Source organism: Rhizobacter sp. P2_D12 (assembly GCF_056404395.1).
In genome coordinates this window covers 1-22,245 of the sequence record NZ_JBFUEB010000003.1, presented here as the reverse complement: position 1 = coordinate 22,245, position 22,245 = coordinate 1, and the positions used below count along the sequence as shown (strand labels likewise).

General features: G+C 67.3%; 20 protein-coding genes. 14 read left to right on the top strand and 6 right to left on the bottom strand.

Annotation, left to right across the window (positions count from 1 at the left end; genetic code table 11):
• The first annotated feature begins 17 nt into the window (after window positions 1-17).
• From AC1DYN_RS01515 to AC1DYN_RS01485, 7 genes are all read left to right on the top strand, one after another.
• The gene (locus AC1DYN_RS01515) at window positions 18-1,748 is read left to right on the top strand and encodes a DUF6055 domain-containing protein (RefSeq protein ID WP_477957411.1); all 1,731 of its coding nucleotides are present in this window, start codon (window positions 18-20) and stop codon (window positions 1,746-1,748) included.
• Window positions 1,749-1,827: 79 nt separating this feature from the next.
• Window positions 1,828-2,421, top strand: coding sequence for a hypothetical protein (locus AC1DYN_RS01510; protein ID WP_477957324.1), 594 nt, complete (start codon window positions 1,828-1,830; stop codon window positions 2,419-2,421).
• Window positions 2,422-2,484: 63 nt separating this feature from the next.
• Window positions 2,485-3,396: a rhodanese-like domain-containing protein gene (locus AC1DYN_RS01505; RefSeq protein WP_477957323.1), complete on the top strand. Its 912-nt coding sequence runs from the start codon at window positions 2,485-2,487 to the stop codon at window positions 3,394-3,396.
• Window positions 3,397-3,602: 206 nt separating this feature from the next.
• A complete protein-coding gene (locus AC1DYN_RS01500; protein ID WP_477957322.1) occupies window positions 3,603-5,801 on the top strand; it encodes an RHS repeat domain-containing protein in 2,199 nt (732 codons plus the stop codon).
• A gap of 10 nt (window positions 5,802-5,811) precedes the next feature.
• The gene (locus AC1DYN_RS01495) at window positions 5,812-6,330 is read left to right on the top strand and encodes a hypothetical protein (RefSeq protein ID WP_477957321.1); all 519 of its coding nucleotides are present in this window, start codon (window positions 5,812-5,814) and stop codon (window positions 6,328-6,330) included.
• Between the two features lie 66 nt (window positions 6,331-6,396).
• Window positions 6,397-6,708, top strand: a complete 312-nt coding sequence (locus tag AC1DYN_RS01490) for a hypothetical protein (RefSeq protein WP_477957320.1) — start codon at window positions 6,397-6,399, stop codon at window positions 6,706-6,708.
• Window positions 6,709-6,743: 35 nt separating this feature from the next.
• Window positions 6,744-6,893, top strand: a complete 150-nt coding sequence (locus tag AC1DYN_RS01485; RefSeq protein ID WP_477957319.1) for a hypothetical protein — start codon at window positions 6,744-6,746, stop codon at window positions 6,891-6,893.
• Between the two features lie 79 nt (window positions 6,894-6,972).
• Here the strand turns inward: AC1DYN_RS01485 and AC1DYN_RS01480 are convergent, their stop codons facing one another.
• Window positions 6,973-7,977 (bottom strand): alpha/beta fold hydrolase, encoded by a 1,005-nt coding sequence (locus AC1DYN_RS01480; RefSeq protein ID WP_477957318.1) that lies wholly within the window; start codon window positions 7,975-7,977, stop codon window positions 6,973-6,975.
• A gap of 90 nt (window positions 7,978-8,067) precedes the next feature.
• On the opposite strand from AC1DYN_RS01480, the gene AC1DYN_RS01475 reads away from it, so the two are divergent.
• The 5 genes from AC1DYN_RS01475 to AC1DYN_RS01455 all read left to right on the top strand — a co-directional run bounded on the left by AC1DYN_RS01475 (window position 8,068) and on the right by AC1DYN_RS01455 (window position 11,150).
• Entirely contained in the window at window positions 8,068-8,457 is a 390-nt protein-coding gene (locus AC1DYN_RS01475; protein ID WP_477957317.1) for a nuclear transport factor 2 family protein, read from the top strand.
• Window positions 8,458-8,470: 13 nt separating this feature from the next.
• A complete protein-coding gene (locus tag AC1DYN_RS01470) occupies window positions 8,471-9,298 on the top strand; it encodes a methyltransferase family protein (RefSeq protein WP_477957316.1) in 828 nt (275 codons plus the stop codon).
• Between the two features lie 38 nt (window positions 9,299-9,336).
• Window positions 9,337-9,930, top strand: coding sequence for a DUF4304 domain-containing protein (locus AC1DYN_RS01465; protein WP_477957315.1), 594 nt, complete (start codon window positions 9,337-9,339; stop codon window positions 9,928-9,930).
• 30 nt (window positions 9,931-9,960) lie between these two features.
• Window positions 9,961-10,314 (top strand): DUF6959 family protein, encoded by a 354-nt coding sequence (locus tag AC1DYN_RS01460; protein WP_477957314.1) that lies wholly within the window; start codon window positions 9,961-9,963, stop codon window positions 10,312-10,314.
• A 161-nt stretch (window positions 10,315-10,475) separates the two neighbouring features.
• On the top strand, window positions 10,476-11,150 hold the full coding sequence (locus AC1DYN_RS01455; protein WP_477957313.1) for a DUF5071 domain-containing protein: 675 nt from the start codon (window positions 10,476-10,478) through the stop codon (window positions 11,148-11,150).
• Here AC1DYN_RS01455 and AC1DYN_RS01450 read toward each other — a convergent pair.
• Genes AC1DYN_RS01450 through AC1DYN_RS01440 form a run of 3 tightly spaced genes read right to left on the bottom strand, consistent with a single transcriptional unit; the run spans window position 11,147 to window position 12,494 of the window.
• Window positions 11,147-11,557: a DUF1801 domain-containing protein gene (locus AC1DYN_RS01450; RefSeq protein ID WP_477957312.1), complete on the bottom strand. Its 411-nt coding sequence runs from the start codon at window positions 11,555-11,557 to the stop codon at window positions 11,147-11,149. The two genes, AC1DYN_RS01455 and AC1DYN_RS01450, sit on opposite strands and share 4 nt — an antisense overlap.
• Before the next feature lie 14 nt (window positions 11,558-11,571).
• A complete protein-coding gene (locus tag AC1DYN_RS01445) occupies window positions 11,572-11,979 on the bottom strand; it encodes a VOC family protein (RefSeq protein ID WP_477957311.1) in 408 nt (135 codons plus the stop codon).
• Window positions 11,976-12,494: a helix-turn-helix transcriptional regulator gene (locus AC1DYN_RS01440; RefSeq protein WP_477957410.1), complete on the bottom strand. Its 519-nt coding sequence runs from the start codon at window positions 12,492-12,494 to the stop codon at window positions 11,976-11,978. Before AC1DYN_RS01440 ends, AC1DYN_RS01445 begins: the two co-directional genes overlap by 4 nt.
• A gap of 92 nt (window positions 12,495-12,586) precedes the next feature.
• On the opposite strand from AC1DYN_RS01440, the gene AC1DYN_RS01435 reads away from it, so the two are divergent.
• Entirely contained in the window at window positions 12,587-16,918 is a 4,332-nt protein-coding gene (locus AC1DYN_RS01435) for a DEAD/DEAH box helicase (RefSeq protein ID WP_477957310.1), read from the top strand.
• Here the strand turns inward: AC1DYN_RS01435 and AC1DYN_RS01430 are convergent.
• The gene (locus AC1DYN_RS01430) at window positions 16,890-18,992 is read right to left on the bottom strand and encodes an eCIS core domain-containing protein (RefSeq protein ID WP_477957309.1); all 2,103 of its coding nucleotides are present in this window, start codon (window positions 18,990-18,992) and stop codon (window positions 16,890-16,892) included. The two genes, AC1DYN_RS01435 and AC1DYN_RS01430, sit on opposite strands and share 29 nt — an antisense overlap.
• On the opposite strand from AC1DYN_RS01430, the gene katG reads away from it, so the two are divergent.
• Window positions 18,876-21,137 (top strand): catalase/peroxidase HPI, encoded by a 2,262-nt coding sequence (katG, locus tag AC1DYN_RS01425; RefSeq protein ID WP_477957308.1) that lies wholly within the window; start codon window positions 18,876-18,878, stop codon window positions 21,135-21,137. The genes AC1DYN_RS01430 and katG overlap by 117 nt on opposite strands.
• Window positions 21,138-21,141: 4 nt before the next feature.
• Here katG and AC1DYN_RS01420 read toward each other — a convergent pair.
• On the bottom strand, window positions 21,142-22,245 hold a 1,104-nt coding region (locus AC1DYN_RS01420), incomplete at its 5' end, for a glycoside hydrolase family 5 protein (RefSeq protein ID WP_477957307.1).

The following is a 22,245-nucleotide window of genomic DNA, read 5'->3' as shown; positions in this document are numbered from 1 at the left end:
TCGACCAGGGTACGACCCTGACCACGTGGGCCACCGGCACGACGCCCAAGCCCACCGTCACGCCCGGCACCTGGCGCGCCGGCGGCCCCAACCCCGAGCAGTCCGGCTTCAAGCTCGTCAAGGAGTCGGCCCACTTCGCGTTCTATTCCGACGAGACGCTGTCCGACGCCGACCTCACGCTGGCGGCCAACACGCTGGAGAACACCGTCTGGCAGAACCTGTTCAATGCGAACCTGCTGATGCCCGAGCCGTTCTTCAACAAGAGCGACAAGATCAAGCCCGCGATCCACATCCATTCCAGCTGGGGCCTGACCGGCGGCGCCTGGGTCGACAACCAGGGCGCGCTGCACATGGGCATGTGGATCGCCCCCGGCGCGCTGAGGGACCACTGGGGCCTCACGCACGAGTTCACGCACGGCTGGCAGTCATGGAGCAACTACAACGGCGGCATGGCCTGCAACCAGTCCAACACCTGCGGCTGGATCCACGAGAGCCATGCCAACTTCACGCCGCACCAGCTGCCCGAGTACCAGGGCGACGTGCACTGCTCCGAGATGCTGCCTAACGCGCCGCACCTGTACCTGGGCTCCACGCGCGACCGCTACTGCAACTGGCAGTTCATGGAGTTCCTGAAGGACAAGCACGGCCCCGAGGCGGTCACGCAGATCTGGACCACCGCCGGCGCCGACCCGCTGACCAACATCCAGAAGTCGCGCGGCTGGAGCCTGTCGCAGCTGAACGACTTCATCGGCGACTGGGCGATGCACAACGTGGTGTGGGACTACAAGGCCACGCCCGACAGTTTCCGCAACAGCTACGGCAACATCACGCAGACCGACAAGGCCGAGCGGCTGCACCGGCTGATGCCGCTGGAGGCGCTGGACGACGGCTGGGCCGCCAACCGGCGCTTCGCCGCGCCGTTCTACGGCGCCCCGCAGCGCTTCGGCTACAACGTCGTGCGGCTGTACGCCGCCAATGGCGCGACGACGGTGAGCGTGAAGTTCCGCGGCATCAACCAGGCCGGGTCGGACGCGGATTTCCGCTGGGGCCTGGTGGCCACCAACACGCAGTTCACGGCGGCGCGCTACAGCGCGCTGCAGAAGGGGCTGGACGCCGACCTGACGTTCAAGGTGAATGCGGGCGAGCCGCTGTTCCTGGTGGTGGCGGCGACACCGTCGGTGTTCAAGACCGTCGTGTGGGACCAGGCCTATGAAACCATCTGGCGCTACCCGTACATGGTCGAGCTGGCCAACGCGTGGCCGCAGGGCTTCCAGAACGGGCAGCGCGACGCCTGCCCGTCGGGCACTGCGCGCCATGCCAATGGCGGCGGCTGTGCGCCCACCAGCACGCCGGCCACGGTGTATGTGGGACCGTACGCGACCATCCTGTCCAGCGGCAGTGCGAGCGGCAATGCGCGCATTGAAGACCAGGCCGTCGTCGTCAATGGCGCGGTCTCGGGCGGAACGGTGGGCGGGCTCAGCGTCATCGGCATGTCCGGCAGCCCGTGGGGCAACAACGCCTTCACGGTCTCCGGCTCGGCGAAGGTGCGCACCACCTTCTACCCGCTCGGCTTCTTCGAGACCAACCAGGGCGCCTCGGGCACGCTGGACCTGCATGGCGACGTCGAATACCGCGGCGCGGGCCTGAACCTCGGTTCGGGGAGCCGCTCCGGATACGTGGATGCGACGTCCAGCGTGGGCTCGGCCACCGACATCAACACGAAGACGACGCTGACCTGGCGGCCCTGAGCCGGTCCCATGCCGCGCGCAGCAGAATGTCGTCGAACCTGCACCGCAGGCTCCGACGTCAAACCAGAACCCACACCCCATGCTCTTCTCCAACCGCCTCAAGGGGCAAATCACGCAAGCCCTCGTGCGAACGCTGCTTCAAGACGGCGGGTACAGGATCGTTCCACTCGGCGTAGAGGAGGTCATACGTGAGGTTGCAACCATGTCGGCCAGCGCCTACGCCCAACTTCGCCTGCCACCAGTCCTGCGCTCGATGCCTGATTTCTTCGTTTCCGCGGCGGAGATGGAGCGCCATTGGCTCGTGGAGGTCAAATACCGCAAGAAGTGGGATGAGGCGACGCGAACCAGCCTTGGAGATCAGATATCGCCGCAGGTTGAAACATGGGGACCGCTGAATCTCATTGTCTTTCTCGGCAGCGCTGGGAAAGAGAACGAGACGATTCCATCGTCCTGGTTCGGAATCGTGCGACTCACGATGACCACCCACGGCCTGTTTGCTGTTCATCCGGACGACTCTCCCCACCTCCCGTGGGATCAAGTCACGTGGAAGAGCTTCTATCGAATACAGGACTTCTTTCCGAACTTGAAAGCAAAGTCCCAGTACGAGCAACAAACCCTGCAACAGGTCCGAACACTGTTGCCGCAGTTGGCGTCCCTCCAGGTGTTTGAGTAGCACAGCTTCCAAAGGTGGTGACGCTCATGGCGATCGCGGTGTCGTGATAGCGTTCCACCCCAAATGCGCGATCTCCTGGTTCTTCTCGTCCAGCACGGACTGCTGCTGGTCTTCCTTGCCACCCTGGCCGCCCGGCTGGGTGCGCCGGTGCCGGCCGCGCCGGTGATGGTGGTGGCCGGTTCGTTGGCCGTGGTCGGCGACCTGCACTGGCCGCTGGCGATGCTGTTGAGCATCCTGGCCAACCTGCTGGGCGACGGGGCCTGGTTCTGGGCCGGTCGCCACCACGGCCGGCGCGTGCTGCGCCTGCTGTGCCGCATCTCGATGTCGCCCGACTCATGCGTGCGCCAGAGCGAAGCCTTCCTCACCCGCTGGGGCGGGGCTTCGCTGATCGCCGCGAAGTTCGTCCCCGGCATCTCGGTGGTCGCGCCGCCGATGGCCGGTGCGCTGGGCATGACCGGGCCGGCCTTCCTGGGCTACGAGACGCTGGCGGCCGCCATCTGGTCGGGCTTGCTGCTCGCGGTGGGCGCCGTCTTCAGCACGCAGATCCAGCAACTGCTGGAAGTGCTGTCCACGATGGGGATGGTGGCGGTGGCCGTGCTGGCGCTGCTGGTCGCGGGCTATGTCGGCCTGAAGTACTGGCGGCGGCGCCAGTTCCTGCACACCGTGGAGATGCCCCGCATCAGCGTGGCCGAACTGCGCGAGCTGATGTCCAACGGCCACGAGCCGGTGCTGATCGACGTGCGCTCCGACGCCGCCCGCAGCGTCGATGACCGCAGCATCCCCGGCTCCATCGCGCTCCCGCTGGACGACATCAAGCAGCGCGCCAAGGAGTTGCGGCGCGACCGCGAGATCGTGCTGTATTGCAATTGCCCGAACGACGTCTCCGCGGCGAGCGGCGCGCTGCTGCTGATGCAGCTCGGCTTCGACCGGGTGCGGCCGCTGGCCGGTGGGCTGGACGCCTGGGCTGGTGCGTGAGCATCGGCCTTGGCCTGTCGAACCGATCGGCCAGCTGTCAATTGTGGAGACAGTAAGGAGCCAAAGGGTCAATTGATTTCCTAGGATCGCGCGACGCGCCCGGGCTGTTGGGGCCAGATCAACCGACCCCAGGAGCTCACTGCATGGCATGTCGTTCTGCCGGGTGCAAGGCCGTTGTGCTTGCACGCCTCGTCACGTTGACCCTCATGGCGGGCAGCCACGGGGTTGCCAACGCCCAAACCCCTGCGCCGTCCGCGACCCTCGACACCCACTTCGTCTACGACGCCCTCGGACGTGTCGTCGAGGTGACCGATCCGGCCAACGGCAAGACGCGCATCGCCTATGACGGACGAGACCGGCCGACGCAGGTGACCGACCCCCGCGGGCTGGTCACCCACTACGTGCGCAACGGCTTCGGCGAGGTCACGCAGGTCGTCAGCCCGGACACGGGCACGACGAACATGACCTACGACGAAGCCGGCAACCTGAAGACCCGCATCGACAACCGCGGGGTGCTGACCCGCTACAGCTACGACGCGCTGAACCGATTGTCCGAGGCGGTCTACAGCCGTGACGGACAGACCCAGGCCCTCAGCTGGGGCTGGGACATGACGGGGCCGGACTACACCAACGGGATAGGACGGCTCGGCCGCACCGACCACCCCCACGGCAGTGCGCGCTGGAAGCACGACCCGCTGGGGCGGGTGACGCAGGCGACGCAGACGGTGAATGCATCGAGTGGCGCGAACAGCGCGGCGGTGACGACCGTGGTGCAGTACGGCTACACGCTGGGGCGGCTGACGAGCATCACGTACCCGTCGGGGCGGCAGGTGGGCATCACCTACGGAGGCCGGCGCATCGGGGCGCTGACGCTGGCGCAGAGCGCTGGAGGCAACACCCAGCCGTTGCTCAACGACATCCAGTGGCAGCCCTTCGGCACATGGCGGGGGTGGAAGTGGGCGATGGCAGGGGCGGTGGACAGCACCGCGCTGAGGCAGGAGCGCTACTTCGACCAAGGCGGGCGCTTGGTGCGCCATCGGCTGGGCGCGAACTACCGCGACCTGGGCTACGACGGGGCGATGCGGATCACCGGCTTCACCCACCTGAACGCGAGCGACGGCTCACCGCAGACCGCGCTGGACCAGGTGTTCTCGTACGACGCGAACAGCCGGTTGACCTTGATCGCCACCGCGAACTCGACCTGGAGCATCGCCTATGACGCCAACGGCAACCGAACGAGTGTGAGCCTGAATGGCGAACCGGGCACCTACACGACCGAGGCGACGAGCAACCGGCTGACCGCCATCAGCAACCCGGTGCGCAGCTTCGGCTACGACAGCGCAGGGAGCACGACGAGGGATGGCGCGAGGTACACCGCAACGTACGACCTGCGCGGCCAGCTGCAAACCATCACGACGGCCGCGGGCACCGCGACCTACACCTACGACGTCGATGGAAGGCGCGTTCGCAAGGTGACGAGCGCGGGGCCGTCGAGCACGGTGATCTTCGTGTACGACCTCGACGGGCAGTTGCTCGGGGAGTACGACCAGGCAGGCAACGCGATCCGCGAGTACGTGTGGCTGGAGCACACGCCGGTGGCGATGTTCACGCCGGACCCGGTGAACCCCAGTGGAGCGCCGCTGGTGTACTTCATCCACACCGACCACCTGGATGCACCGCGCATCGTCGTGGACCGCAACAACCAGGTGCGCTGGCGCTGGCTGGCCGAGCCCTTCGGAACGACCGCGCCGGAGACCAACCCGAGCGGACTGGGGAGCTTCGCGCAGAACCTGCGCTTTCCGGGGCAGTACGCAGATTCGGAGAGTGGTCTCTTCTACAACTGGAACCGATACTACAGTTCGGAACTGGGAGCGTATCGGCAGAGCGACCCCATCGGCTTGGTCGGTGGAGTCAACACGTTCTCGTACGTGGGTAGCCAGCCGACCAACGGCGCCGACCCAGCAGGGTTGGAGAAGTTGATCCTTCTTCATCCTTTGCGGGATCCCATGTTGTACGCATCTGCCGCGATGTTGCCGGACCCGGTCAACGCCCTGCTGATCGTTTCCCATGGCAGTCCGCAATCGGTCAGGCTCATGAACGCGCAGCAACTCGCCGACTACATTCGAACGAACACAGGCTGGAAACCAGGTCAGTCGATCATCCTGGATGCGTGCAGAACCGGGCAAGGAAAGGACTCGATCGGCGAACAATTGTCCAAGCTCCTCGGCGACACGCCTGTGATCGCACCAGATCAATACGTCTGGAATACGCTGCTGTGGGAGATTGGTGTTTATGCACCTCAGAGCGAGGACAGGAGCAGTCCATTGAACAACAAGCCAGACCTCACGAAACCAGGAGTGTTCCGATGCTTCGGCAACGGATGTCAACCTCAACCCACGCACTGAGATCTCTTGCATGCTCACGACAGCCTCGAAACTTGAAGGTATGGGATCAAGGCGACGCCGTTTCGCGCTGATGGTGAGCGCCGTCATCTTGCTCACCTCGTCCTGGTTGGTTTGGGAGCACTGTCAGCGGCATCCGGTCGGACTGCTGCAGGTCAGCGGTCCGATCGAAGGAAAACCGGCTGACCTGTTCGTGAACGTCCATCCCGCCGATGACAACACCCGGGTCGTGGTGCGCGACTACTTTCACAGCACACGGCCACTGTCCGAGCCGTATCTCACATACGACTCGCCGGACTCGGCCACCCTCCACCTGGATGTCGAGGGGCAGTTCTCCTGGACTTCAACCAAGTGCGAACTTCAGCGACAGATCGTTGTCATGATTCCGTCTCGCCTGCTGTCAGGCCGCAATCGCCTGAATGTCTTCAACCATGATTCAAGCAGCACAGGATCAGCCACGCTCGGTGTCGCCGGAAGCGAAGCAGAAGCTTCAGTCGGCGAAACTTTTGTCGAGGCGAAAGTCGCCTGCTGATTCCATCTGGTCGACCGATATTTGAGTTCGGCACCTGCAGCCTCCGGCTGCCGAATAGGAAATGGCATGAACAAAAAGCTTGCTGCACGCTCACTTGTTGACCAGCTCAAGACCTTTGTCCCTGACGACGGGTTGACTGGAAGAATGTTTGCAGATTTGACCGATGCGCTTGAAATGTGCAACTGGTTTTCTTCGACGATCGGCACAAGCGCAGGCCGTCAGCTCACCCGCGATGAACTGGAGACGTTGCTGATCGATATAGACATCAAGCTGCTGCAGCATCTCGCCTACCACCTCGATTCCCTGAGAAGAGACATGCCGGCTGTTCTCGACGCCATCGCATTGCCCGAGGACAGCGCTAATGCTGATCACCCATAGGCGGGCCTCCCTTTGTCAACCCTGAGGAAGCGGCCATGAAGCGAAAGTCGATTGTCTGGAGCGTCGTTGTAGTGGTGTTCTTGATTGCGACCGGGCATTGGGTGCGTCGCACCGTCCAGATCGATTCCTGCCTAGATGGCGGCGGTCATTGGAACTACCAGCAGTCCCTGTGCGAGTTCAGATGAGTTCGGGGTCCTGTGCCTACGCCCGAGAACGGCACTCCTGATTGGCAATCAACCTCAGCCAGCGAGATCGGAGAGCCCCTCAACGAACACCTTCCTTCAAGAACGCGACCAGCGGTGGCAGCGTCTTCTCCGGCGCCTCCAGGTGCGGCACGTGCCCGAGGCCCGGCAACAGCAGCAGCCGGCCATTGCCGTTCGGCACCGCGCCGGCGATGAACTTCATGCGTTCCTGGAAGACCGACGCCGGCCCGGCCAGCAGGTCTTCCGCCCCGCCGAACGCGAGCGTCGGGGCCTGGATCCGCGCCCAGTCGTCGACCACCTGGTCCACGTACAGCATCTGCGTGATCAGCGCCTGGGCCATCGCGAGCCGCGGCCATTCGGCGCCCAGCGTCGATGCGTAGCGCAGCCGGGTGTAGGCCTCGAACTGCTCGTTCCAGGCCGACGGGTTGTGCCCCACATAGCGCAGCAGCACGGCCTTGACCGAGGCGTAGGTCGAGTTGGTGAGCAGTTGCCGGTAGGTCTCGTTGATGTCGGGCGCCCGGCGGCCGATGCGCGCGTCGTTGACGCCGATCGGGTTGTAGAGCACCACGCGCTCGGTGAGGTCGGCGTTCTGCGTCGCGAAGCGCGCCGCCGCCATGCCGCCCATCGAATGGCCGACCACCATCACCTTGGGAATCTTCAGCGTCTCCAGCAGCTTGCGCGTGTTGGCCGCCATGTCATGGAAGTTGTACGGGATCGCCGGCTTCGACGAGCGGCCATAGCCGATCTGGTCCGGCACCACGACGCGAAAGCCTTCCTTGCGCAGCGCCTCGATGAGGTTGGCGAAGTAGAAGCCGGCGAAGTTGTTGCCGTGCAGCAGCACCACCGTGTGCCCGTTCGCCGTGCCCTGCGGCGCGACGTCCATGTAGGCCAGCCGCACGTCCTGCCCGTACACGTTCAGCGGCAGGTACTTGCTGGGGTAGGGATAGGGGCACTCTTCGCAGGCGATGCCGGCCGGCCTGATGTCGGCTGGTGCCTCTTGGGCGCAGACGTTGGCGGCGGCCAGCACCAGGGGCACGGCGATGGAGAGCGACAGGGCAAGCTTCATGGCGGTGGGCGGGGTGGCGAAGGGGGTCACTGTAACCATCGCGAGGCAAGCGCTACAGTCGCCCCACGCGCCTGCATCCCGAGGACACCCATGACCATCGCCACCCTGGCCACCTGGCACGAGCTCGTCGCATCCCGAAACGCGAAGGGCCTGGCCGCACTGCTCGCCGACGACGTCGTCTTCCACTCGCCCGTGGTCCATACGCCCCAGGTCGGCAAGGCGATCACGACCCAGTACCTCGCGGCCGCATTCCGCGTCTTCTTCAACGAAAGCTTCCAATACGTTCGCGAGGTCGCCGGCCCCCGCGATGCGGTGCTGGAGTTCCAGGTCGAGATCGACGGCATCGCCGTCAATGGCGTCGACATGATCCGCTGGAACGACGAAGGACGGATCGTCGACTTCAAGGTGCTGGTCCGTCCGCTCAAGGCGATCAACCTGATCCACCAGAAGATGGCGGCCATGCTGCAGGCGCAGCAGTAGGCCTGGATCGCACATGACATCCGCCACCCGATCGTCCTGGAAGACCTTGCCTCCTCCGAGACGGATGGAAGACCTTCAGTTCGATGCCACCTTCGATCGCAAGCAGGCCAGGCAGATGATGCAAGGCTTCATCCCCGAGGCGATGGAGGACAAGTGGTTCGTCTACTACGCCGATGGGTGGTTGAAGTTCCATCGCAGTTGGACCGGCATCCTGATCTACTCGCTCCGCCTGGACGAGTCACCCGCCGGCGTTCGGGTCGCCGAATCCTGGGTCAACCGCGAGCCTGAGCAGTACACCGAGACCGACACCGATCGCGACCGGCACCTGGTGCGCGGCCTGATCGACGCGCTGTTGCTGAAGCAGGACTCCCCCATCGCGATGAAGTCGTTCGAACTCAAGATTCCGCCTCCCGTCGTGGCGCTGCTGTTCGCCCTCCTGATGTGGCTCACGCCGTCGCTGGGGCCGCGCCTGGGAATGCCGGCCGCCATTCGCATCGGCCTCGCCATCGCACTTGCGTTTGTGGGCCAGGGCATCAGCATCTCGGGCATGGTCTCGTTCCGCCGGGCGAAGACCACCATCAATCCGGTCAATCCGAGCGCCGCATCGTCCCTGGTCAGCAGTGGCGTGTTTCGCCTGACACGCAACCCCATGTACGTCGGCCTGCTGGTGACCCTGCTGGGATGGGCCGTGTACCTGTCGAATCCCTTGGCCTTTGCGGCCTTGCCGCTCTTTGCCCTGTACATCCACCGATTTCAGATCGTCCCCGAAGAGCGGGTCCTGTTCTCGCTCTTCGGCGCCGAATACGCGGCGTACATGGGGCGCGTTCGCCGGTGGCTCTGAGAGGCTGCAACCTCATTCACGTTACCCGAAGCCATCTCATGCAAAGCGCCAGAGACCTCATCGAGGAAGCCGTCAAGCTCGGCCCGGCTCCCATGCTGCAGCGGCATGGATTCAAGAAATCGGCTTTCAACTTCGGACGCCGCCAAGGATCCGTCGCGCATTTCCTGAACCTGCAGCTGTCGCAATGGAACCAGGGAATCGACGGTCGCTTTTATGTCAATGCTGGCGTGCTGTTCGACGACATGCATCGCTTGCGTGGGATCGAGCCGCCCTTGCTGCCGAAGTACGGGGACTGTGATTTCATGGTGCGTTGGGAAGCCCTCGACCCGCAGTTGCCCGCATCCGTCAAGGTCGATGCGGACACGGAGCCGAAAGCACTGGCCGAGTGGCTGGCCCACCGGCTCGAGAGCGTCCTTGTCCTGCCTCTGAACGCCGTTTCATCCACGCAGGATTTCGGCCGAACCGGTTGGGTCAATGCCGTGCACTGGGACTTCCCCGCGAGATATCACTTCGTGGTGGGCAACACGGAAGAGGCCCGGCGCCTGGTGCAGCTTCAAGCCGACACATTTGCCGATCGCGGCTGCACCTTCGAATCGGTGGCCGCGAATCTTCGCCTGACCTTCAGCACCTGACCCTTCCCACAGACCCGCAGGGAATCCATGATGATCGTTGAACTCGAGGTCTATTCGGAAGCATCCAACCAGGCGGTGATCAAGGCCCCTGGGCGGCAGTTTCCGGGGATCGTCGTTCAAGGCGATTCCTTGTCGCTGCTGGGCGCGCAGGCCAGGGAGCTTTCTGCACGCCTGCGGCAGTTGGGTGTTCTAGACGAAGATCTTCTCCATCTGGCCCAAGGGCTGCAAGAGCAATTGCTGGAACGCCAGCTTCACTATCAGCAGGTGCTGGCCGAGCATGGCCTGGCCCTTCCGTACTCGCAGCCAGCCAGCGCCTCGGACCTTGTCGTTCTGATACCGGATGACATTGCACTCGCATCGTCGGAAGTGAAACGTGGAAGCTGATTCTTCAACGTCCATGGCCCCTGATCAAACCAAGATACTGGCATTCGCCGTCTACCAGCTCAAGCTGCTTCTGGCCGGCCACCTCGGGCAGCATGCGCCAGAACGGCTTTCGCAAACCAAATGACACTCAATCAGTGCAGGGAATCCAAGGAGTCCAATCGATGCAAATCGAGCAGTTCGCCGCCATCACGAGCAACGTGATCCGCGAGCAGGGGATCGGCGGCTTTCAGCCGACCGTTTGCTTTCCCGAGCGCAGGGATATCCGTGCTCTCTCAGGCGTCCCGGAAGACGAAGCCCACGAGCCAATCGCTCTTCGCTGGGCCGCCTCGCTCGCCAATCCGGGCGAGGCGTATCTGGTTGCCTTCAAGCACTCCGAAACGCAGTTCAAGGTCGTCCACTGCGTGTTGGGGAATCAGGAGCACCAGGTCTTTCAAACACCGCTTGCAGAGCATGACCTCCTGGCCCTCTTGCCGAGCACCAAGAGGGAGACAGAGACGGCCGAGCATCTTGTCGCGCTCGGCTATCCCGCCGTCGCCCCCGTGCTGCCTCAGATGCTGGAATGGGTTCAAGACCTGAACTGGCCGGTCGCGCGCGTCTTTCAACCGTTCCTGACCAGCATCGGGGCGCCACTGGCCCCGTTCGTGCGAAGGGTGCTGGCCACCACCGATGACGCATGGAAGTACTCCCTGCTGACAGGTGTTGTCGATTCCTCGCCAGACCTCGCACGCGCACTCCAGCAAGACCTCGAGCGTCTCGTTCGCTCGCCAACGCCAGGGGAAGTGGCGGAAGAGGTCAGCGAGGTCGCCGCCGATGTCCTTCGCTCGCTCCCCGGCTAACTGCGGGCCGCCGACTTGTTCAAGGCCACCGCCGCCCGGATCAGCGCCTTCAGCGCCTTCTCGTCCAGCGCGTCGCCCTCGTGGACGTCGATCGCGCGCCGGACGTTGCCGTCGAGGCTGGAATTGAAGAGCCCGGCCGGATCGTCCAGCGAAGCGCCCTTGGCGAAGGTCATCTTCACGGCCTTCTTGTAGGTCTCGCCGGTGCAGATCAGCCCGTCGTGCGACCACACCGGGTTCGACCACTTCCACTCCTCGACCACGCCGGGATCGGCGGCCTTGATCAGCGCGCGGATGCGGGCCAGCATCTCGCCGCGCCAGTCGCCCAGCCCCTCGATCCGCTCATCGATCAACGAGGACGCCGCGTCGCCGCCGCCCTTCGCCTGAACTTTCGCCTGGCTCTTCATCATCGGTTCCGTCTCCTTCAGCGCCGCGCCTGGATCATCTTCCACCCGTTGCCCGAGGGATCGCGAAAGCCCGCGTCCACCGTGCCGTAGCGATCTTCCGGCGCCTGCGTGAACTCCACGCCCCGGCCCAGCAGCCGGTCGTACGCCGCGCGGCAGTCGTCCACCGTCAGCACCAGCGGCGGCATCGCGCCCTTGGCCACGATCGCGCGCACCGCCTGCGCCGTCGCCTCGTCGAGCACCGGCGGCCCCGGCTTGAACAACCCGAGCTGGAACGACGGCTGGTCCGGGTGCTGCACCGTGAGCCAGCGGTAGTCGCCGTTGCCCACGTCGGTGTGCTTGCGAAACCCGAGCTTGTCCACGTAGAACGCGAGCGCCTCGTCCTGGTCGCGCACGTACACACCCACCACATCGACACCTTGACTCATGGGATTTCCTTTGCGTGAATTTCTGGAGGCCCGTTTATATCGCCCGCCTCGCGGCGCCGCTTCTCCGAAACTGCGATCGTCAGGTCGGGCCGCTGCGCGGCGGCGACGAAGCAGGCCGGCACGCGCGCATGTTCTTCCGCCGCAGCCCTCGCGCGCGCCCGCACCGCCCCCGGGCTCTCGCCGGTGATGTCGCGGAAAGTGCGCCCGAAGGTGCCCAGGCTGCCCCAGCCGGTCTGGAACGCGATCTCGGTGATGGGCAGCTCCGTGTCGCGCAGCAGGGCCTTGGCCCGCTCGATGCGCCGTGTCAGCAGGTAGCGGTGCGGCGGCACGCCGAAGGCCTCCTTGAAAGACCGCGCGAAATGCGCCTCGGAGACACCGCTCACGCTCGCCAGCCGCTCCACCGGCCAGGCCTCGTGCGAGGCGGCGTCCATCCGGTCCTTTGCGCGCAGCAGGCGGCGCAACAGGCCAGGGTCGGATAGGGCAGAAGGAGCCAGGGGGTCTTTGTCAGCAGTCATCGCCGTGCACCCTACCCGATTCACCATTTCGATCAAGACCTTGATATCGTGGCATCGGCACCGACGTGCCCATGGCGATGCCCACCCACGCAATGCCCACCCACGCAATGCCCACCCACGAGTTCCACCCCGCCGTCCAGGCCTGGTTCGCCCGGACCTTCCCGGCGCCCACCCCGGCGCAGGCCGCCGCCTGGCCGGCCATCCAGGCCGGGCGGCACACGCTGGTCGCCGCGCCCACCGGCTCGGGCAAGACGCTCACCGCCTTCCTGGCCGCGCTCGACGGCCTGGTCCGGCAGGGCCTGGCGCCGGGCGGCCTGCCGGATGAATGCTCGGTCGTCTACGTTTCGCCGCTGAAGGCGCTGTCCAACGACATCCAGCTCAACCTCGAAGCGCCGCTGGCCGGCATCCGCGAAGAGCTGGCCCGGGCCGGCCTGCCCGACGTCCACATCCGCACCGCGGTGCGCACCGGCGACACGCCGGCCGCCGAGCGCCAACAGGCCTTGCGCCGCCCACCGCACGTGTTCGTCACGACGCCGGAATCGCTGTACGTGCTGGCGAGTTCGGCCTCGGGCCGGCGCATGCTGGCCAGCGTGCGCACGGTGATCGTCGACGAGATCCACGCGATCGCGGCCAGCAAGCGCGGCAGCCACCTGGCGCTGACGCTGGAACGCCTGCAGGCGCTGTGCCCGCAGCCGGTGCTGCGCATCGGCCTGTCGGCCACGCAGAAGCCGATCGACGAGGTGGCCCGCTTCCTGACCGGCGGCCTGCCGTGCGAGATCGTCGACATCGGCTACAGCCGTCGGCGCGACCTGGCGCTCGAGGTGCCGCCGACGCCGCTCAGCGTCGTGATGTCGACCGACCAGTGGGAGCAGGTCTACGGCCGGCTGACCGAGTTGGTGCTGTCGCACCGCACCACGCTGGTCTTCGTCAACACGCGGCGCATGGCCGAGCGTGCGGCACGCCACCTGGGCGAACGGCTGGGCCGCGAGGCCGTCGCCGCGCACCACGGCAGCCTGTCGAAAGAGGCGCGCCTGCTGGCCGAGCAGCGGCTCAAGCGCGGCGAGCTGCAGGTGCTGGTCGCCACCGCGTCGCTGGAGCTCGGGCTCGACATCGGCGACGTCGACCTGGTCTGCCAGCTCGGCTCGCCGCGCTCGATCGCCACCTTCCTGCAGCGTGCCGGCCGCTCCGGCCACGCGGTGGGCGGCACGCCGAAGGCGCGGCTGTTCCCGCAGACGCGCGACGAGCTGGTCGAATGCGCGGCCCTGCTCGACAGCGTGCGCCGCGGCGAGCTCGACGCGCTGCACGTGCTGCCGGCGCCGCTGGACGTGCTGGCGCAGCAGGTCGTCGCCGAGGTCGCCTGCCAGGAGTGGGACGAGGACGCGCTGTTCGCGCTGGTGCAGCGCGCCTGGCCCTACCGCCACTTGACGCGCGAGGCCTACACCGCCGTCGTGCGCATGGTGTCGGACGGCTTCACGACGCGCCAGGGGCCGCGCGCCGGCTACGTGCACCGCGACGCCGTGCACCACCGGCTGCGCGAGCGCAAGGGCGCGCGCATGACCGCGCTCACGTCGGGCGGCACGATTCCCGAGGCCGGCGACTACACGGTGGTGCTGGAGCCGCAGGCCGACAAGATCGGCACGGTGAACGAGGACTTCGCGGTCGAGAGCATCGCCGGCGACGTGTTCCAGCTCGGCAACACCAGCTACCGCATCCTGCGCGTCGAGCCGGGCAAGGTGCGGGTCGAGGATGCACAGGGCGCGGCACCGAACATCCCGTTCTGGCTCGGCGAGGCGCCGGGCCGCAGCGACGAGCTGTCGTTCGCGGTGTCGCGGCTGCGCGCCGAATTCGAGCAGCGGTGGCACGCCGGGTCGTCCGATGCCGCGCTGGCCTGGGCGCGCGACAGCCTGGGGCTGGACGACCCCGCAGCCCTGCAGCTGGTCGACTACCTGGGCCGCAGCCTCGCCGCGCTGGGCGTGCTGCCGACGCAAGAGCGGATCCTGCTCGAACGCTTCTTCGACGAGTCGGGCGGCATGCAGCTGCTGATCCACTCGCCGCGCGGCAGCCGGCTCAACCGCGCCTGGGGCCTGGCCTTGCGCAAGCGCTTCTGCCGGCAGTTCAACTTCGAGCTGCAGGCCGCCGCCACCGAGGATGCGATCGTGCTGTCGCTGTCGACCAGCCACAGCTTCCCGCTCGACGAGGTGGCGCGCTACCTGCACAGCCGCACGGCGCTCGGCGTGCTGGTGCAGGCCCTGCTCGACGCACCGCTGTTCGGCGTGCGCTGGCGCTGGAACGCGACCACCGCGCTGGCGCTGCCGCGCTTTCGCGGCGGGCGCAAGGTGCCGCCGCAGCTGCAGCGCATGAAGTCCGAAGACCTGCTCGCGGCGGTGTTCCCCGACCAGGTCGCCTGCCTCGAGAACATCGCCGGCGAGCGCGAGATCCCCGACCACCCGCTGGTCGCGCAGACGCTGGACGACTGCCTGCACGAGGCGATGGACGCCGAAGGCTGGCTGGCGATGCTGCGACGCCTCGAGTCCGGCGGGATCGAGGTGATCGCGCGCGACCTGGCCGGCCCGTCGCCGCTGGCGGCCGAGGCGCTGAACGCCAAGCCCTACGCCTTCCTGGATGATGCGCCGCTGGAAGAGCGCCGCACGCAGGCCGTGCAGAGCCGCCGCTATGCCGACCCGGACAGCGCCGACGACCTGGGCCAGCTCGATGCCGACGCGATCGCCAGCGTGCGCGAGCAGGCGTGGCCGCGGGTGCGCGATGCCGATGAGATGCACGAAGGCTTGACGATGCTGGGCGCCGTCACCGATGCCGAGGCAGCCGGCAACGAAGGCTGGGCGGCGTGGCTCGCGGCGCTGGCGCGCGCGAAGCGGGCCACGCGCTTGTCGGCCGGCCTGTGGACCACGGCCGAGCGGCTGGCCGAGATGCGGCTGCTGTATCCCGCCGCCACCGCGCTGCCGGCGATCGAACCGCCGGCCGGGTACGACGCGCCGGCCGGGCGCGAGGATGCGCTGCGCGAGCTGCTGCGTGCGCGGCTGGGCGGACTGGGGCCGGTGACGGTGGAGGCGCTGTGCACGCAGCTGCAACTGCCGCGCGGAGAGGTCGAGCACGCACTGCTGCGGCTGCAGGGCGAAGGCGCGGTGCTGCAAGGCCGCTTCACGCCCGCGACGGCTGAGGTCGAATGGTGCGAACGCCACCTGCTGGCGCGCATCCACCGCTACACCTTGAAGCGCCTGCGCCAGGAGATCGAGCCGGTCGAACCACGCGACTTCGCGCGCTTCCTGTTCGATTGGCAGCAGGTCGGCGCCGGCAGCCAGGTCGAGGGCGCCGAAGCGCTGCCGGCCGTGCTCGCGCTGCTGGAAGGTTATGAAGCCCCGGCCGGCCAGTGGGAGGCCGAAATCCTGCCGGCGCGCGTGCGCGACTACGCGAGCGCCTGGCTGGACGACCTGTGCACCGCCGGGCGCACCACCTGGACCCGGCTGCGCCCGTCGACCGCGACCGGCCGCAGCAGCGGCGGGTCGCTGCGGACCACGCCGGTGCTGCTGCTGCCGCGGCGCAGCGCGGCGCTGTGGGCCCGCGTGGCACCGGCGCTGGACGACGACGCCGAACTCGGCTCGCGCGCCCGGCGGCTGGCCGATTACCTGGCGGCGCACGGCGCATCCTTCTTCGACGAGATGCTGCACGGCACGCGGCTGCTGCAATCCGAGCTCGAGGACGCGCTGGCCGAACTGGTGGTACGTGGGCGGGCCAACTGCGACAGCTTCGCCGGGCTGCGTGCGCTGATGGTGCCGGCATCGAAGCGTGCGCCGAGCCGTTCGCGGCATCGCTCGCGCCGGCCGATGTTCGGCATCGAGGATGCAGGGCGCTGGTCGCTCGTGCGCCAGCATCCGCCCAGCGAGGTGCCGGCGTCCGAAGACGTCGAGCACGTGGTCAGGATCCTGCTGCGCCGCTATGGTGTGATCGCGTGGCGCCTGCTCGAACGCGAGGCCGCCTGGCTGCCGCCGTGGCGTGACCTGGTGCGTGTCTGCCGGCGCCTGGAAGCGCGCGGCGAACTGCGCGGCGGGCGCTTCATCGCCGGCGTGTCGGGCGAGCAGTTCGCGCTGCCCGAGGCCGTTGCGCGCATGCGCGAGGTGAGGCGGCAAGCGCCCGACCTGCGCTGGGTCTGCCTGGCCGCGGCCGATCCGGCGAACCTGCTGGGCACCGTGCTGCCCGGGCCGAAGCTGCCGCGCACCGCGGGTTCGCGCGTGCTGTACCGCGACGGCATTCCGATCGCGACGTTGGTGGCCGGCGAGTCGGCGATGCTGGTGACCATGGACGCGGCGGAGCAGCGCGGCGCCGCGCGTGCGCTCTCGCTGGGAGCCGTGTCTGCCGCCGCCGGCGCGCTACCGCCGCTCACAGCTTGGTCGTCGGCTTCGTATTGACGGCCGTGACCTCGTCGAAGACGCGCAGCGCAAACGCCTTCCATTCGCCGATCGCCACGCGCCCGCCATCGCCGCCCTTCATGGTGCGGTTCTCGTAGATGAAGCCCTTTTCCCGGCTGTCGAAGAGGAACTCCGGGCCGACCTCTTCAGGGCCCATCTTCTTCATCCCGCCGAAGGCCTGCGTGAACCCTTCCTGCGCGCCGTTGACGAGGTTGTTCAGGTAGGCATCGACCGTGGGGAACGAATTGTCGCCCAGCTTCGAGAGATGGCCGCCGGTCGTTCCGGTCAGGCTCTTGATCTTCGTCGAGATGGGCCCCCAGTTGCCCTTCAGTGCCAGCTTCACGCCCGGCTTCTTCGCGTCGATGGCGTTCAGCACCAGCACCCCGTCGGTACGCCCCAGCAGCGGCGCGAAGTTCTTGTCCAGGGCATGGGACTGGTCGATCTTGCCGAACGACAGGTTCATCAGGACCGACAGGAAGAATCCCTTCAGGTCGCCCTCGACGCCGGCGATGTTCACGTCGGTGATGCACTTGTCGGACATCAGCGCGGTGGCCAAGCCGGCCACGTCGCCCAGGAGGGTCTTCTGCGCGACGCCGCCCCGCTCCTGGTTGGACAGGTCCGGGTTCGCGATCAGCTTGGTCAGGTACTGAGGCAATTGTTCGAAATCGATGCCCACGGTGTAGTGCGGCGACGCGGACAGCGACTGCACCTTGGTCTGCACGCTCTTGCGGACGCCCTCGGCCTCGAGCGCCTCCTGGTTGCGCCCGATGATGACGTTGTCCTTGGGGGTCACCGTGTAGAGGTCGCTGGCCAGCAGGCGCGAGAACTCGGTGCAGATGGCCTGCAGCGACACCGGCTTGGCCAGGTTCTGCGTGGCCGTCTGGATCGCCGTGCCGAACAGCACCAGCGTGTCCATCTGGGACGCCAGCTTGTTCCTGGCGTTGAGGTCGAACTCGTCGACCGGTGCCGTCACGATCTCGAGAATCTTCCGGTTGCGCACGGTGGGATCCAGCTTGCCGAAGTCGTTCTTGTTGACCACCATGTTGCCGCGCGTGTTGTCGCTGACGACGTCGAACAGCTTGCCGCCGGGAAGATTGAGCATCTCGTCGATCTCCGTCTTCTTGTTGACGGTGACCAGGGGATCGTCGTCGTCGCCTTCGGTGTCGGTGTTGACGTGGATCTCGAACTCGAACCCCAGCTTGCGCTGGACGGCCTGCGTGGACGCGGGCTCGCGCAGCGGCAGCGGCACGGCCATGCGTCCGTCTGCGGGCTTCATTTGCAGCGCTTTCTCGCCCATCGCGTCCGCCTCGTGCTCCAGCGCCGGGTCGTCGTTCACCGGCGTCCCGTTGCCCGCCTGCAGCGTGGGCGACACACGACCCTGCGCCTGCTGCACCACGTGCCAGGCCTCATGAGGCAGGTGCTGTTCCTGGCCCGGCGCGAGATGGATGTCCCGGCCCTGGGCGTAGGCCAGCGCATTCAATTGCGCCGGCCTGTCGGAGTTGCGGTGCACCTTCACCGCCGACATGTCGATGCCCGAGAGCGCCTCGATGCCCGACTTCAACGCATCGGGCATGCCGGTGCGGTTGGGCGCTGCCGCCGCCGATCCGAACGTGCGGTCGATCTGCTCACGCTGTGCCACCAGGCGCGGGCTGTGCTGGAGCTGCGCGGCCCACGAGGGCGAGGCCGGCTCGACAGCCGTGCGGCCGTGGGCGGCCGGCTCGGGGTGCCGACCTCCTTCGGGCCGGAGATGCTGTGCCTTGGACATCGCTCGCTCCTGGAAATGGCCGGCCGATCTTTGCAGGCTTGCGTGTCCGGCGCATCGGAAAAATGCTGATCTTCGGCCGCAGCAAATCCGAGCCGTCGGCATCACGCTATCGACGACATCAATTTCTTGGTGACGCGGGCGACGATCCTTCGCCGGAGAATCGGACGCATCGCAACTGAAGGAGTCCTCGACATGGCCCACGACAAGCCCGAAGGCAAGTGCCCGTTCCCCCACGGCGCAACCGGTGGCGGCACCACCAACCGCGACTGGTGGCCGAATCAATTGCGCCTGGACCTGCTGCACCAGCATTCCGCCAAGTCCGACCCGCTCGACAAGGATTTCGACTACGCGAAGGCCTTCAAGAGCCTCGACCTCGCCGCGCTGAAGAAGGACCTGGCCGCGTTGATGACCGATTCGCAGGACTGGTGGCCGGCCGACTTCGGCCACTATGGCCCGCTGTTCATCCGCATGGCCTGGCACAGCGCCGGCACCTACCGCATCGGCGACGGCCGCGGCGGCGCAGGCCGCGGGCAGCAGCGCTTCGCGCCGCTGAACAGCTGGCCCGACAACGGCAACCTGGACAAGGCGCGCCGCCTGCTGTGGCCGATCAAGCAGAAGTACGGCCAGAAGATCTCGTGGGCCGACCTGCTGATCCTGACCGGCAACGTCGCGCTCGAGACCATGGGCTTCAAGACCTTCGGCTTCGCTGGCGGCCGGCCCGATGTGTGGGAGCCGGACCAGGACGTGTACTGGGGCCGCGAGACGACCTGGCTGGGCGGCGACCTGCGCTATGCGCACGGCTCCGAAGGCGTCGACAAGGCCGGCGCCGTGCTGGTGTCCGACGACAAGGCGGACGGCGACGTGCACGCGCGCAACCTGGAGAACCCGCTGGCTGCCGTGCAGATGGGCCTGATCTACGTCAACCCCGAGGGCCCGGACGGCAACCCCGACCCGCTGGCGGCTGCGCGCGACATTCGCGACACCTTCGGCCGCATGGCGATGGACGATGAAGAGACCGTCGCGCTGATCGCCGGCGGCCACAGCTTCGGCAAGACGCACGGCGCGGCCGCGGCCTCGCACGTGGCGGACGATCCCGAGGCGGCCGGCATCGAGGCCCAGGGCTTCGGCTGGAAGAACAGCTTCGGCAGCGGCAAGGGCGCCGACGCGATCACCAGCGGGCTCGAAGTCACCTGGACCACCACGCCGACGAAGTGGAGCAACAACTTCTTCGAGAACCTGTTCGGCTTCGAGTGGGAGCTGACCAAGAGCCCGGCCGGCGCGCACCAGTGGGTGGCCAAGGGCGGTGCCGGCGCCGGCACCATCCCGCATGCGTTCGATCCGGCCAAGCGCCAGGCGCCGACCATGCTGACCACCGACCTGTCGCTGCGCGTGGACCCGGCGTACGAGAAGATCTCGCGCCGCTTCCTGGCCCACCCCGACCAGTTCGCCGATGCGTTCGCACGCGCCTGGTTCAAGCTGACGCACCGCGACATGGGGCCGCGCGCGCGCTACCTCGGCCCCGAGGTGCCGGCCGAAGAACTGATCTGGCAGGATCCGCTCCCGGCGGTCGACCACGCGCTGGTCGATGCACAGGACGTGGCCTCGCTGAAGAAGAAGGTGCTGGCCTCGGGCCTGGGCGTGTCGCAGCTCGTGTCGACCGCGTGGGCGTCGGCGTCGACCTTCCGCGGCTCGGACAAACGCGGCGGCGCGAACGGTGCGCGCATCCGCCTGGCGCCGCAGAAGGACTGGGCCGTCAACCAGCCGGAGCAACTGGCGAAGGTGCTGCAGGTGCTGGAAGGCATCCGGGCCGAGTTCAACCAGGCGCAGTCGGGTGGCAAGAAGATCTCGCTGGCCGACCTGATCGTGCTGGCGGGCAGTGCCGCCGTCGAACAGGCCGCGCGTGCGGCCGGGCAGGAGGTCAGCGTGCCGTTCGCGCCGGGCCGCACCGATGCATCGCAGGCCCAGACCGACGTGCCGTCGTTCGCGCCGCTGGAGCCGGTCGCCGATGGCTTCCGCAACTACCAGAAGGCGCAGTTCGCCGTGCCGGCCGAGGCACTGCTGCTGGACCGCGCGCAGTTGCTGACGCTGACCGCGCCCGAGCTGACCGTGCTGGTCGGCGGCCTGCGCGTGCTGGGCGCCAATGCGGGTTCGTCGAAGCACGGTGTCTTCACGCACCAGCCCGGCAGCCTGAGCAACGACTTCTTCGTCAACCTGCTCGACATGGGCACGGAATGGAAGCCGGTCGATGCCAAGGGGCAGTACGAAGGGCGCGCGCGCAAGACGGGTGAAGTGCGCTGGACCGCCACGCGCGCCGACCTGGTCTTCGGTTCGAACGCGCAGTTGCGCGCCATCGCCGAGGTCTATGCCAGCACCGATGCCCGCGGCAAGTTCGTCGCGGACTTCGTGGCGGCGTGGACCAAGGTGATGAACCTCGACCGGTTCGACCTCGCCTGAGTCGTCAGGCCGTCTTGTTCAGCGCGAAGGACGCCAGCACCGTCGCGCTGACCGACGAGTTCTCGAAGGCCCAGCCCAGCGCGAAATCGCTGGGCACGCCCCAGCCGTCGTACTGGTAGTACACGAAGTCCAGCGAGGCCGCTTCGGCAATCGACATCGCGTCGGCCACCCAGGCTGCGCGGTCGGCCGGCGGCGCGGCGCGGGTGCAGCCGAGTTCGCCGACCATCATGCGCACCGAGTGGGCGGCCGCGTAGTCGAGTGCCGGCTGCATGCCGGCGGCGAGCGCGGCCTTGTTCCAGGCCTGCTCCGGCGTCCACGGGCTGTCGCGCGTGACGCCCGGGTAGTGCACCGTGCCGGCAGCCGGGTAGTCGCCGACGCCCTGGTGCGTGAAATAGTGCGGGCCGTAGCAGTGGAAGCTGTAGACGGTCTTCGCATCGCCGTTGGGCGCCAGATCGGCGAAGTTGTTCGGGTCGCCCCAGACCGGCTCCAGGATCACCCAGCGGTCGGCATCGACGTGGCGGATCTGGGCCAGCGCGAGCTGGTGCAGCTGGTTCCACGCATCCTTGGCCAGCGCATGGTTGTTGTCGATCTCGGCATCGGTGCGGCCCTGCGGCTCGTTCAGCAGCTCGAACACGATGCCTTGCACGCCGGCGAACTGCTGCGCCAGCTCGCTCCAGGCCTCGACGAATTCGGCCTGCGCCGACGGGTCGGACCACAGCGCGCGGCCGTCGTCCGGCCACACGCCGCGCGCGGGCCAGTTGACGTCGAGCGTGACCGCCAGGATCACGTGCATGCGCTGCGACAGACACCAGTCGATCAGCGTGCCCCATTGGGCCACGGAGGCCTGCAGGCGCTTGGCGAGCGACTCGCCGGGCAGCAAGGCCGTGCCGTTCCTGAAGTCGAAGGGCTGGATGAACAGGCGGGCCACGTTGGCACCGGCCGTCGGCAACTCGGGGATGTTGGCCCACGCGCCGGTCGTGGTGTCGGTCCAGCCCTTGTCCGGGAAGATGCTGGTGCCGCGCAGGCGGGGCAAGGCGGCCGACAGCGGCGGCAGGCCGGGGGCCGGGGGCCCGGGCGGAACCGGGGCGGGTGGCACGGGGGCCGGCGG

Bases quoted from the DNA above. Each gene is read 5' to 3' on its own strand.
- AC1DYN_RS01510 (WP_477957324.1), top strand. From the start codon at position 1,828: ATGCTCTTCTCCAACCGCCTCAAGGGGCAAATCACGCAAGCCCTCGTG.
- AC1DYN_RS01505 (WP_477957323.1), top strand. From the start codon at position 2,485: ATGCGCGATCTCCTGGTTCTTCTCGTCCAGCACGGACTGCTGCTGGTC.
- AC1DYN_RS01500 (WP_477957322.1), top strand. From the start codon at position 3,603: ATGGCGGGCAGCCACGGGGTTGCCAACGCCCAAACCCCTGCGCCGTCC.
- AC1DYN_RS01495 (WP_477957321.1), top strand. From the start codon at position 5,812: ATGCTCACGACAGCCTCGAAACTTGAAGGTATGGGATCAAGGCGACGC.
- AC1DYN_RS01490 (WP_477957320.1), top strand. From the start codon at position 6,397: ATGAACAAAAAGCTTGCTGCACGCTCACTTGTTGACCAGCTCAAGACC.
- AC1DYN_RS01485 (WP_477957319.1), top strand. From the start codon at position 6,744: ATGAAGCGAAAGTCGATTGTCTGGAGCGTCGTTGTAGTGGTGTTCTTG.
- AC1DYN_RS01480 (WP_477957318.1), bottom strand. From the start codon at position 7,977: ATGAAGCTTGCCCTGTCGCTCTCCATCGCCGTGCCCCTGGTGCTGGCC.
- AC1DYN_RS01475 (WP_477957317.1), top strand. From the start codon at position 8,068: ATGACCATCGCCACCCTGGCCACCTGGCACGAGCTCGTCGCATCCCGA.
- AC1DYN_RS01470 (WP_477957316.1), top strand. From the start codon at position 8,471: ATGACATCCGCCACCCGATCGTCCTGGAAGACCTTGCCTCCTCCGAGA.
- AC1DYN_RS01465 (WP_477957315.1), top strand. From the start codon at position 9,337: ATGCAAAGCGCCAGAGACCTCATCGAGGAAGCCGTCAAGCTCGGCCCG.
- AC1DYN_RS01460 (WP_477957314.1), top strand. From the start codon at position 9,961: ATGATCGTTGAACTCGAGGTCTATTCGGAAGCATCCAACCAGGCGGTG.
- AC1DYN_RS01455 (WP_477957313.1), top strand. From the start codon at position 10,476: ATGCAAATCGAGCAGTTCGCCGCCATCACGAGCAACGTGATCCGCGAG.
- AC1DYN_RS01450 (WP_477957312.1), bottom strand. From the start codon at position 11,557: ATGATGAAGAGCCAGGCGAAAGTTCAGGCGAAGGGCGGCGGCGACGCG.
- AC1DYN_RS01445 (WP_477957311.1), bottom strand. From the start codon at position 11,979: ATGAGTCAAGGTGTCGATGTGGTGGGTGTGTACGTGCGCGACCAGGAC.
- AC1DYN_RS01440 (WP_477957410.1), bottom strand. From the start codon at position 12,494: ATGACTGCTGACAAAGACCCCCTGGCTCCTTCTGCCCTATCCGACCCT.
- AC1DYN_RS01435 (WP_477957310.1), top strand. From the start codon at position 12,587: ATGCCCACCCACGCAATGCCCACCCACGAGTTCCACCCCGCCGTCCAG.
- katG (WP_477957308.1), top strand. From the start codon at position 18,876: ATGGCCCACGACAAGCCCGAAGGCAAGTGCCCGTTCCCCCACGGCGCA.
- AC1DYN_RS01430 (WP_477957309.1), bottom strand. From the start codon at position 18,992: ATGCTGGTGCAGCAGGTCCAGGCGCAATTGATTCGGCCACCAGTCGCG.